A 10,794-nucleotide genomic window follows, 5' to 3' on the forward strand; every position below is an offset into this window, starting at 1 on the left:
AGCCGACCGCGCCCGCCGCCGCACAGCCCGCCCCCGCTTCCACGGCGCCCGCAGGCGAGGCGACTCCCCCGGCGAAGCCCGGACGCAGGCGCGCCCTGCTCATCGGCGGTGGCATCGCCGCGGCCGTGCTGCTCGCGGGTGGCGGGGTGGCTGTCGGCGCGGCGATCGGCGATGAGTTCGGCGACGACGACCACCCGTCGATGGAGGGACCGCGCCACGGCGACCACCGCGACGGCGACCACGGCCCCCGCGACGACGACGGTCCGCGCGAGGGCGACCGCGGCGACCGGCCGGCCGGTGCGGGTGGACCGGTGACCGGTATCGGCACGGCCTCGATCGACGAGCTGCTCGACATCGCCGAGGCGGCGCGTGGAGCCGCGGACGGCGAGGTGACCTCGATCGACGCGAAGCGCGACGGCACGTGGGAGGTGCAGCTGACCACCGCCACGGGCGACGAGAGCGACGTGCGCGTGGACGACGACCTGAAGGCGTCCGTCGTGGCGACCGAGAAGGCGGACGACGACGACACGGGGCCGACGCTCACGCTCGACGACGAGACCATCCGGGCGCTGGTCGAGGCCGCGCTCGCGGAGGCCGACGGCATGATCACCGACCTCGACGTCGACGCCGACGCCGACGATGTGAGCCCCTACGACGCCTCCGTGCTCACGGCGGACAACCGCTCGGTCGACATCGAGTTCGATGCCTCCTTCGCCGTGGTCGGCACGGACCTCGACGACTGAGACGCGGCGGGCGGCCGATACGATGCAGGCATGACGAACTCCGATCCGATCGACGAGGTCTCCATCGGCGGTGAGGTCATCCGCCTCGGCCAGTTCCTCAAGTTCGCCGGTCTGCTCGATTCGGGCGGCGACGCGAAGGAGGTCATCATCGACGGCTTCGTGACCGTGAACGGTGAGGTCGACCGCCGCCGCGGTCGTCAACTGCACGATGGCGACGTGGTCGCGTTCGAGGGCCGGGCGGTGCGCGTCCGGCCCTGAGCCTCCGCCCCCTCGGTCCGCGCCTCCCGCTCGCCCGCGAGCACGAGCGTCACACCCCCGGCGCACAGGACGAAGCCGGCGACGGTGAGCACGGTCAACGGCTCACCCAGCAGCAGTGCCCCGGCGAGTGCGGTGGCCGGTGCGATGAGGAACAGCAGGGCCTGCAGTGCGGTGATGCCCACGCGACGCAGCAGCCACCAGTACAGGCCGTAGGCGCCGAGCGTCGGGAACACGGCGGCGAGCGCGACCGAGATCCAGAACCCCGCCGTGGCCGGAGGGACGAGCGCTCCGGCGAGCAGGGCGATCACGAGCAGCACGACGGCCGTGACGGTGACCTGCACGGCGAGGGTCACGAGGACCCCCGTGTGCGCGGACGACCGCCGCTGCAGGAACGTCCCGATCACGAGGCACACCATCGCCGCCAGGGGCAGCAGGTAGGCCGCGGGAGTGGCCGCGGCGGAGCCGAGCTGGGAGTGCACGACGAGGGCCACGCCGATGGCACCCACCCCGAGCCCCGCCCACTGGGCGCCGCGCACGCGCAGGCCGAGGAGGGGGCCGACCAGGGCGGCGACGACGAGCGGCTGCACGGCGTCGATGAGGGCGACCGTCCCGGTGGCGATGCCGGCCGCGACGGCGCCCCACACGGCGGCGCAGTAGCCGAACTGCGCGAACAACCCGATCGCGGCCTGGACGCCGAGTTCGCGCGGCGTGACACCCCGTGCCGCCCGGGTCGCGCCGACGAGAAGGAGCAGCACGATCGCGAGGAGGACGAACCGCCAGACGAGAAGGGTGAGGGCGGAGGTATCGGCCGTGGCGAAGGCGGCGATCACGAAACCCGAGCTCCACGTGGCGACGAAGGCGACGGCGGCGGCCACGGTCAACGCCCCGTGAAGTATACCGATCTGTTTACTCATGATCCTGACTATACAGGGCGGTATACTCGTGTCATGCCCCAGGAGACCCCGCAGCTCGTCCCCCTCACCCCGGGAGCACAGCGCGTGCTCGACGCGGCGTCCCGGCTGTTCTACGAACGGGGGATCCACACCGTCGGCGTCGACACCATCGCGGCGGCCGCCGGAGTGACGAAGAAGACGCTGTACGACCGGTTCGGCTCGAAGGAGGCGCTCGTCGTCTCCTACCTCCAGCACCGAGACGCCCGCTGGCGCGATCACGTCGCCGCGCATCTCGCCCGCGTGCCGGAACCGGGCGTCGACCGCGTGCTCGCCGTGTTCGACGCCGCCATCACCTGGTCCGACGAGAACAGCCCCAAGGGGTGCAGCGCGATCAACGCCCGTGCGGAGATCGACGGCGGAGACGACGAGCGCCTCGTGCTCGCCGAGGCGTCGCGGCAGAAGACGTGGCTGCTGTCGGTGTTCCACGAGTTGCTCGCCGAGGCGGGCTTCGACCATCCGGACCGGCGTGCCGAGGCGATGATGCTGCTCTACGAAGGGGCGATCGTCACGGTCGGGATGGGGACGTTCAACGGTCCGTTCCTCGTGGCCCGGGACTGCGCACGGACGCTCCTGGAGCCGGCGTCGCCGCAGGATCGGGCAGCACCGAGCGCACGGTGACGATCGTGAGCGCCACGAGCAGCACGACCAGGATCGTGTCGGCCGCGATGTAGGCATAGTGCGCCCCGTCGGTCCCGGGAGCGGCAGACCCCGCGATCACCAGATCACTGCGGCGGTTGAGCACGGGACGGATCACCGCGACCTCGACGGCGAACACGACCCAGATCGCGGTGAGCAGCACCCCGACGGTGCGTCCGGCGCGCGCCCGCACCGTGACGACCGTCAGCACGAGGAGCACGACACCCGCGAGCACGTTGAGCGCGGTGAAGATCAGGCGCCCGATGCCGAGTCCGATCGGGATGGTCACGCCCGGCGCCAGGAACTTGAGCGGCGCCTCAGGAACGAGATGGCGACCATCGCGCCGAGCAGGAACGCGGGCAGCAGCAGTCGCAGTGCTGTGGTCAGACGCCCGCCGGTCATGGCCCCACGCTACCCAGGCGGCCGGGAGCCTGCGCAGACGCGGGCCGTGCAATTCGCCCGTTCTCCGACCTGCGCGGATAATAGGTAACATGCCACGTCCTATCGACGCCTACCGCGGTCTTGCCCAGTCGAGTCGCCTACGGGTCCTCGACGCCCTGCTCGACACCCCGGGGATCGGTCTCGCCGAGTTGTCCGCCATCACCGGCCTGCACGTCAACACCCTCCGCGATCACCTCCGGATCCTCGAGAAGGAGGGGCACGTGCGCTCCGAGGTCGAGCACACCGGCCGCCGTGGACGACCCCGGCTGCGCTTCGCGGTGGTGACAGCGACCGATCGCAACGAGGTCGCGGAGCGGCATCTGCGTGAGGCGATCCGGCACGGCGATCTCATGCGCGCGGTGCTCCCGGCGACCGAGTCCACCCTGCCGACCGACGCGACGCACCAGCTCGACGCGCTCTACCACCACCTGGACGAGGTGGGGCTGGAGCCCGAGGTCGACGAGGAGGCGCTGACGATCGAGCTCGCACCGTGCCGCTTCCACGCCCTGCTCGCCGACGACGGACCGGTCGCCTGCCGCGTGCACGAGGAGCTGCTGCGCTCACTGCTGGAGCGCGCGGGCGGACCGGTCGTGATCGATCGCGTGCTGCCGTTCACCGACGCGCATTCCTGTCGCGTGCACCTCGCCCTGCGCGAGCACGCGGCTCAGGGAAGGGTCTTGCCCTCCAGCGTCGCGACGAACGAGACGCCGGGAGTCGAGCGGTAGTTCAGGTGCGTCGACACGGCGATCACGTTGACGCCGGCGCGCAGCGACGACGCGGGGATCGGGATCACGAGCGGTGAGGCGACCGCGGCGGCCGTGTTCGGCGCCGCGGTGGCGTACGTGGTCGAGGTGACGGTCGTCGTCGGCATGCGGAGCCGGCCGACCTCGACGCCGTTGACCGTCACCACCGCCCCGTCGTCCGCGCGCGCCGTGAGCACCAGCTCGGAGAGCTTCGCGGGGTCGGTGACCGTGAACGACGTGCGGAACAGCATGCTGATGGGGCGCTGCGTGGTGGGGGGTGGCAGGTCGACGACCGTCGTGATGCCGCTGCCGAAGCCCAGCGGTGCGGCGCCCTGCCCCCACGCCGTGTCGTCGAAGGCGACGCCCGTCCATCCGGTCGGCCAGGCTCCGGCCGCGTAGCGGAAGCGCCAGGCGGCATCGCTGCGCACGAGCGTGACCGGCACGGGCGTCGCCGCGGGAGGTGTGGTGACGGAGACCGTGGTCGCGGCGGACCGCGCACCGTCCGGCCCGATCGCGACCACCGCGTACGACACCGCACTCCCCGCCGGTGCCGCCGCGTCCGTCACCACCCCCGTCGCCCCTGTCCCCGTGAGCGTCGTCATTCCAGGGCGCGACACCTCCACACCGCTCACCGCACCTCCGGGGCCCGGCGACCACGCGATGTCCACGCTCGTGGGAGACGTGGCGGTCGCGGTGGCCGCGGGGGCGCCCGGAGGGTCCTGCGGGGGGTCGACGGTCGTGCGGCGTGCGGTCATCACCAGGTCGAACGTGCTGTCCGGCGTGCCGCGGTAGTTCACGTGGGCCGAGGCGGCGATCACGTTCGCCCCCTCGCGCAGCAGTCCGGACGGCACCGCGAACACGGCGGGGTCGGCGGTCGCGACACTCGTCGAGCGCACCGCGTCGGCATAGGTCGCGCTGGTCGGCGCGGTCGACTGCAGGTGCGAGGTGCCCAGCAGCGTGCCGTTGACCCACACCGCCACCCCGTCGTCGGCCCGGGTGCTCACGGTCACGCCACTGAGCTCGTCGATGTCGGCGAGGGTCACGGTGGTGCGGAAGAGCATCGCGCGGGCGCGGTTGGTGCTCGGCGGCCCGAGGTCGATCGAGGTGACGGCAGCGGTGCCCCATCCGAGTGGGGCCCTCCCCGAACCCCACCCGGAATCATCGAAGCCGAGGGTCGTCCACCCGGTCGGCCACGCCTGCGTCGAGTTGCGCCACTTCCACGTCGACCCGCCCGCGAGCAGCACCTCATCCGTGCCGGGTTCCAGGTCGACCGGGAGGGTGAAGCGGCTCCCGGCGTCGGTCTCGTACTGCTGGAGGGTCGGCGAGTAGGTGAAGGCGTCGACCGTGCCCGCGGCGGGATCGAACGTGTAGTACCGCAGCCAGCCGTTGCCCCCGTTCGCGCGGCTCTGGTAGTTCGACAGGATCTGGTGCACGGGCGTGCCGCAGGAGTTCGGGTCGGTGCGCCGCGCCTCGCCGATGTCGCCGTCGTGCCAGTGGCCGTTGACGACAAGGAAGATGGAGCAGTTCTGCGACACGAAGTCGTTCCACAGCGTCACCGCGGACACCGGGGTGACGTCGGTGCGGATGACGTGCGTGGCGCGCGTGCCCCCCGTGTTGATGAAGCCGTGCGTGGCGAGGATGACCTTGCGGTCGGGGTGGGCGTCGAGCACGCGCTGGGCCCACGCGAGGGTGTAGGCGGGCGACTCGAATTCGAGGCTCAGCAGCAGCAGCTTCGTGTCGCCGACCGTGAGCAGGCTGTAGCTGTCCTTGTTCTTGCGGTCGATGCCGTCGGGCCCGAACTGGTTCTGCCCCAGGTATCCGCCGTACGACACCGTCGGGCTGTTCCACGAGGCGGCGGAGTACCGGCTCGGCGGGAAGTAGGTGTCGTACGTGCTCGACTCGCCGGTCGTGATGTCGAGGTCGTGGTTGCCCGGCAGCACCGAGTTCGGCACGCCCGCGTCGTCGAGCGTCTTCATGTACCGGCTCGCGCGCTCCCAGTGGTTCACGTTCGGCCACGACTCGACGAGGTCGCCCACCTGGATCACGAACTTCGTGTTGAGCTGCGCGCGGGAGTCGACGATCCACTGCGTCTGCGCGGCCATCGTCTGCTCGTACGTGCTCGACACGGTGTAGCCCTGTGTGTCGGGCAGCACCACGATCGTGAAGGTCTCGTCGGCGGCGGAGGCGACGGCGGGCACGAGCGCGCCGACCAGCATCACGGTCGCTCCGACCACCGCCAGCGCACGACGCCGTGCGCGCGTCCACGTCCCCATGTCGAACCCCAGTCCACTTCGACTGGCTCCGTCTTACACCCGCCGGGGCGGGAGCCACAAGGGCCTGTGGCGCGGGATCAGGGGAAGAGCTGGTGCAGCACGTCCCAGTCCTCGTCGGCGAGGGCCTGCGTGACCACGGCCTGCCCCTCCGGCGAGACATCGGGGCCGAGGCGCTGCCACACGACGCGCGCCGCGCCCAGGTCGCCCGCGGCGATCGCGTTCGAGAACTCGATGAACGCGTTGGCGTAGGGGATGGTGGAGGTGCCGGCCTCCACCTGGTACGGCCCGTACTGGTCGATCCACGATCGCGATCAGGCTGTCGCCCGGGGCGACCTCGTAGGCGACGACCGTGCCGTCGTCGCCGAGCACGGGGGTGCCGTTCGCGAGGTCGGACGCCCCCATCTCGACGAGGTCGCCGAGCAGCTTCGCATGCGGCGCCCCTCCGTCCTGGGCGACGATGTTGATGAGCGAGTTCGTGGTGCACTCCCCCGGACCGCCCGCGGGCACGGAGACGCCGTCGCCGAGATCGACCAGGTCGCCCTCGCCCGGCGCGGACTCCGACTCGTCGACCGCGGCGGGGGCCGGTGCCGGCGCGTGCGTGAACGTCTCGGACGGCGCGGAGACGGCGGAGACGACAGCCGGGACGGCGAGGGCCGCGACACCGGCGACCGCCACCCCCGCGACGACGGCGACGATGGCGCGGGTGCGGTTCATCCCGTCAGCTTGTCAGGATGCGCCCGCCCGCGCCAGCGCGACGGGCCCGGGCGACCGACGTTCCGTGCACACGTCAGTTGAAGTCGCCGCCGGGGGCCATGTCGGCGAAGCGGGAGTAGTGGCCCTGGAACGCGACCGTGATGGTGGCCGTCGGGCCGTTACGGTGCTTGGCCACGATCAGGTCGGCCTCACCCGGACGCACGTCCTTGTCGTACACGGAGTCGCGGTGCAGCAGGATCACCATGTCGGCGTCCTGCTCGATCGAGCCCGACTCACGCAGGTCGCTGATGGCGGGCTTCTTGTCCTGCCGCTGCTCGGGACCACGGTTCAGCTGCGACAGCGCGATCACCGGCACCTGCAGTTCCTTGGCGATGAGCTTGAGGCTTCGCGAGAACTCCGAGACCTCCTGCTGACGGGACTCGACGCGCTTGCCCGAGGTCATCAGCTGCAGGTAGTCGATGATGACCATGCGCAGCCCGGCACGCTGCTTGAGCCGCCGGCACTTGGCGCGGATCTCGACGAGCGTCATGTTCGGGCTGTCGTCGATGTAGAGGGGCGCGTCGTTGATGCGGCCGCGGGTCGCGGCGACCGTGGTCCAGTCGCGCGGGTCGAGCGTTCCCTTGCGCATGTTCTGCAGCGGGATGGCTCCCTCGGCGCTGAGCAGACGCATCGCGATCTCGCTCTTGCCCATCTCGAGCGAGAAGAAGATGGAGGGGAAGTCGTGGCCGATGGAGGCGGCGCGCGCGAAGTCGAGCGCGAGCGTCGACTTTCCCATGGCCGGTCGGGCGGCGACGACGATCATCTGGCCGCCGTGCAGGCCGTTGGTCAGCTCGTCGAGCTCACGGAACCCGGTCGGGATGCCCGTCATGGAGCCGTCGCGGCCGTTCGCCGCCTCGATCTCCTCGACCGCCGCGTCGACCGCGACCGTCAGCGGCACGTAGTCCTCGGCGGTCTCCGAACCGGTGACGGAGTAGATCTCAGCCTGCGCGTTGTTGACGATGTCGGTCGCGTCGCCCTGGCCGTCGTAGCCGAGCTGCACGATGCGGGTGCCCGCGTCGACCAGCCGGCGGAGGATGGCCCGCTCCGACACGATGCCCGCGTAGTAGCCGGCGTTCGCGGCAGTCGGCACGATCGAGGTGAGCGTGTGCAGGTAGTCGGCGCCGCCGGCCTTGCTCAGCTCGCCCGTCTTGATGAGCTCGTCGGTGACGGCGACCACGTCGGTCGGCTCGCCGTGCGAGTAGAGCGACAGGATCGCCTCGAAGATCAGCTCGTGCTTCGGGATGTAGAAGTCGGCGCCCTTGAGGGTCTCGATCACGTCGGCCACCGCGTCCTTCGAAAGCAGCATGCCGCCCAGGGCGCTCTGCTCGGCGAGGAGGTCGTGCGGCGGGGTGCGCTCGGGCGGACGCTGCCCTCCCAGGCGCTCCTCCGAGATGTCGGCGATCGACACAGTGTTCCCTTCGATGCGACGGTTCCGATGCGGAACTCCGACAGCGGATGACGAGTGGTCGTCGGTGGTTCCACGCCCGCGCGGCGGCCGGTTCCAGACAAACAGGGGCCCCCGACATTCGGTCGCTCGACCACGCTATGAGCGGTCTCCACACGGTGCAACACAGCCTGTGGATAACCATGTGGAGAGCGTGCGGAGAAACGCGGAGTGTCTGTGCAGAACGGGTGTGGATAACCCGGTGGAGTGTGGTGAGGAAGAACTTTTTTATGATGCTTGACCTGGGATTTCTCGTTTCCCCACCCTGTGGATGGAAACGAGCTTAAATCGCGCGTTGAAGGTTTCCCCTGCCGGAGCGACATGTGTAGAACTTGGGGAAAGTCAAGCCGGAAATCCGCCGGGCGCGTCACGATCTGACACCACCCGTCGCGGTTGTAAATGGGCCTGGACAGGGTGGGACCCCGCGAGTATTCTGCTCCCCATCGACACACCCGTATCGATATGGCGTTGCCTTCAGAGGGGGAGGACGACGTGAGCGCTCGAGCGACCCGACGCGGCGTACCCGCCGTCGTTCTCTGGGGTGGCCTCGGCGCGCTCGCGTGGGCCGCACTCACGGTGCTCACCGGTGGCGGATCCGCTCACGCGGACGAGCAGAAGCCCGGCCCGCTCGACTCCCTGACCACCGCGGTCACGCAGACGGTGACCGCCGTGACGGCACCCGTCGTGAACGAGGTCGTCGCCCCGGTCGTGACCCAGGTGGCCGCGCCCGTCGTCACGCAGGTGGTCACTCCGGTGGTGACGCAGGTGGTCGCCCCCGTCGTCTCGCAGGCGGTCGCCCCCGTGCAGGCCGCGCCCGCCGTCGTCGAGACGGTCACGGAGACGGTCGAGAGCGTGCCGGTCGTGGGGTCGGTCGCGGCGCCCGTGCTCGGCACGGTGACGGACGCGACCTCGTCGGTCGTCGACACCACCACCGACCTCCTCGCGGACTCGCCCATCTCGCGCGTGACCGCACCGATCCTCGACGCCGTCGGCCGCCTTCCGATCGTCGGCGGGATCGTCGTCGACTCCGGCGCGTCCGACCTCGTGACCGAGGTGGTGGGCGTGGTCGATGACGTGACCGGCGTGATCGGCGGCACCGTCGACGAGACCGTGCCGCCCGTGATCGACGGCCTCCAGCCCGGAATTCCGCCGGTGAGCGACGGATCGCTCCCCGCCGCCGCGGTGGCTCTCACCTCCGCGCCCGTGTCCGCGCTGCCCGGCGCGACGACGCCCGGCGTGTCCGCCGCGATCTCCGGCGCCTCCGACGAACGCGCCGAGGGGGCCACGCCGCCCGCCGACCCTGCCGCGGGCGATCACACCCCCGCGCCCGGCAACGCACCCCCCGGTGCCCCCGCCGCCCCGTCTTCCTCCGCCACCTCCGGCGGAGGCACCCCGTACGCCCACGCTCGCCTCGGCGACGACGGCGTGCTCCCGCTCCGTGCCTGGGAGCGGGTTGCCGGCGCCTCGGACGATGCCCTTCCCGGCTCGCCCGTCGCCGACACCGACGTCTCTCCTGACTGACTGACCGTCGCGCCATCCCCGCGGATGGCAGATGCCGTGCTGCGCGCGCACCTCATCGCGTGCACCCATCAGACACCCCAGTCATGTCAGGAGAACCATCATGCGTACTTACGCGAAGCGAGCCCTGTGGGGCGCGCTCCTCGCCGGCGGGATCACCCTGCTCGGCGCGACGGCCGCCAATGCGGCCGAGACATCCGGAGACGACGGACTGCTCTCCGGCACCCAGGCGGTGGCACCCATTACGGCGCCGATCACGGTCGTGGACAACGCGATCTCCGTGCTCGGCGATGCGGTGGCTCCCGCACCGGCCCCGGCTCCGGCCCCCGCGCCCGCTCCGGCACCGGCCCCCGCTCCGGCCCCGGCCCCCGCTCCCGCACCCGCTGCGGAGACGGACGGCGGCTCGGGCACCGCGTCGGGAACCCAGGCGGTCGTGACCGTGAACCTGCCCGTCACCGTGTCGGGCAACGCGATCAGCCTCACCGACGACTCCACGACCAGCACCCCGGCCGCCGCTCCACCCCAGAGCGCGGCTCCCCAGGCCCCTGACGCGGCCGGGGTGCTTTCCCTCGACACCGACGGCATGGACGGTGTGCTCTCGGGCACGCAGGCCCTGCTCGCGGTGAACGCCCCGGTGACCGTGTCGGGCAACTCGCTGTCGCTCCTGGGCGACGCCGAGTCGGCCTCGACCGACGCGGAGGCCGCAGCACCGGCTCCCGCGACCGGCGTCGATGCGGGCACCAGCGGTGAGGACGGCACGGCCAGCGGCACGCAGGTCGTCGCCCCCGTGACGGCTCCCGTGACCGTGACTGGCAACGCCATCTCGCTGCTCGGCGACAGCGCCAGCACCGGCGGCACCGGCACCGGCGCGGCTCCCACCGCACCCGCGAACGGCGGCAGCCCCGCCACCTCGGGTGAGGACGGCGTCGTCGGCGGCTCGCAGGTCGTCGCACCCATCACCGCCCCCATCGGCGTGACCGGCAATGCCATCTCCGTGCTCGACGACGCCACCGTCACCGGCGGCACCACCGG

The 10,794-nt window shown here is 71.4% G+C and carries 10 protein-coding genes and 1 pseudogene; 6 read left to right on the forward strand and 5 right to left on the reverse strand.

Annotated features, from left to right (window positions below; translation table 11 throughout):
- A partial coding sequence (locus tag DW297_RS00120; protein ID WP_240744473.1) for a hypothetical protein occupies window positions 1-743 on the forward strand: 743 nt, incomplete at its 5' end.
- Window positions 744-773: 30 nt separating this feature from the next.
- Complete coding sequence (locus DW297_RS00125; RefSeq protein ID WP_136028492.1) at window positions 774-1,001, forward strand: RNA-binding S4 domain-containing protein; 228 nt, start codon at window positions 774-776, stop codon at window positions 999-1,001.
- Here DW297_RS00125 and DW297_RS00130 read toward each other — a convergent pair.
- The gene (locus tag DW297_RS00130; protein ID WP_240744474.1) at window positions 941-1,915 is read right to left on the reverse strand and encodes a DMT family transporter; all 975 of its coding nucleotides are present in this window, start codon (window positions 1,913-1,915) and stop codon (window positions 941-943) included. The genes DW297_RS00125 and DW297_RS00130 overlap by 61 nt on opposite strands.
- Window positions 1,916-1,948: 33 nt before the next feature.
- Between DW297_RS00130 and DW297_RS00135 the strand changes: the two genes are divergently transcribed.
- Window positions 1,949-2,572 (forward strand): TetR/AcrR family transcriptional regulator, encoded by a 624-nt coding sequence (locus DW297_RS00135; protein ID WP_136028493.1) that lies wholly within the window; start codon window positions 1,949-1,951, stop codon window positions 2,570-2,572.
- On the opposite strand, the gene DW297_RS00140 is transcribed toward DW297_RS00135, so the two are convergent.
- Window positions 2,481-2,879 (reverse strand): hypothetical protein, encoded by a 399-nt coding sequence (locus DW297_RS00140; protein ID WP_205828195.1) that lies wholly within the window; start codon window positions 2,877-2,879, stop codon window positions 2,481-2,483. The genes DW297_RS00135 and DW297_RS00140 overlap by 92 nt on opposite strands.
- Before the next feature lie 202 nt (window positions 2,880-3,081).
- Here DW297_RS00140 and DW297_RS00145 point away from each other — a divergent pair, with 202 nt between their 5' ends.
- On the forward strand, window positions 3,082-3,756 hold the full coding sequence (locus tag DW297_RS00145; protein ID WP_136028494.1) for a winged helix-turn-helix transcriptional regulator: 675 nt from the start codon (window positions 3,082-3,084) through the stop codon (window positions 3,754-3,756).
- On the opposite strand, the gene DW297_RS00150 is transcribed toward DW297_RS00145, so the two are convergent.
- The 3 genes from DW297_RS00150 to dnaB form a co-directional block, all read right to left on the reverse strand.
- Complete coding sequence (locus DW297_RS00150) at window positions 3,696-6,047, reverse strand: metallophosphoesterase (RefSeq protein WP_136028495.1); 2,352 nt, start codon at window positions 6,045-6,047, stop codon at window positions 3,696-3,698. The two genes, DW297_RS00145 and DW297_RS00150, sit on opposite strands and share 61 nt — an antisense overlap.
- Window positions 6,048-6,124: 77 nt before the next feature.
- Window positions 6,125-6,322, reverse strand: a complete 198-nt coding sequence (locus DW297_RS00155) for a hypothetical protein (RefSeq protein WP_136028496.1) — start codon at window positions 6,320-6,322, stop codon at window positions 6,125-6,127.
- 512 nt (window positions 6,323-6,834) lie between these two features.
- On the reverse strand, window positions 6,835-8,208 hold the full coding sequence (gene dnaB, locus DW297_RS00165) for a replicative DNA helicase (RefSeq protein ID WP_062637804.1): 1,374 nt from the start codon (window positions 8,206-8,208) through the stop codon (window positions 6,835-6,837).
- A gap of 528 nt (window positions 8,209-8,736) precedes the next feature.
- Here dnaB and DW297_RS00170 point away from each other — a divergent pair.
- Together DW297_RS00170 and DW297_RS00175 are read left to right on the forward strand one after the other, a co-directional pair.
- Window positions 8,737-9,765, forward strand: coding sequence for a hypothetical protein (locus DW297_RS00170; protein ID WP_136028498.1), 1,029 nt, complete (start codon window positions 8,737-8,739; stop codon window positions 9,763-9,765).
- A 100-nt stretch (window positions 9,766-9,865) separates the two neighbouring features.
- Window positions 9,866-10,794, forward strand: a pseudogene (locus DW297_RS00175) (hypothetical protein); the annotation flags it as partial.

This window comes from Microbacterium sp. PF5, from assembly GCF_004794315.1.
Lineage (GTDB): Bacteria > Actinomycetota > Actinomycetes > Actinomycetales > Microbacteriaceae > Microbacterium > Microbacterium sufflavum.

Excerpts from the sequence above, each read along its gene's own strand:
- DW297_RS00125 (WP_136028492.1), top strand. The coding sequence starts at position 774 with ATGACGAACTCCGATCCGATCGACGAGGTCTCCATCGGCGGTGAGGTC.
- DW297_RS00130 (WP_240744474.1), bottom strand. The coding sequence starts at position 1,915 with ATGAGTAAACAGATCGGTATACTTCACGGGGCGTTGACCGTGGCCGCC.
- DW297_RS00135 (WP_136028493.1), top strand. The coding sequence starts at position 1,949 with ATGCCCCAGGAGACCCCGCAGCTCGTCCCCCTCACCCCGGGAGCACAG.
- DW297_RS00145 (WP_136028494.1), top strand. The coding sequence starts at position 3,082 with ATGCCACGTCCTATCGACGCCTACCGCGGTCTTGCCCAGTCGAGTCGC.
- DW297_RS00150 (WP_136028495.1), bottom strand. The coding sequence starts at position 6,047 with ATGGGGACGTGGACGCGCGCACGGCGTCGTGCGCTGGCGGTGGTCGGA.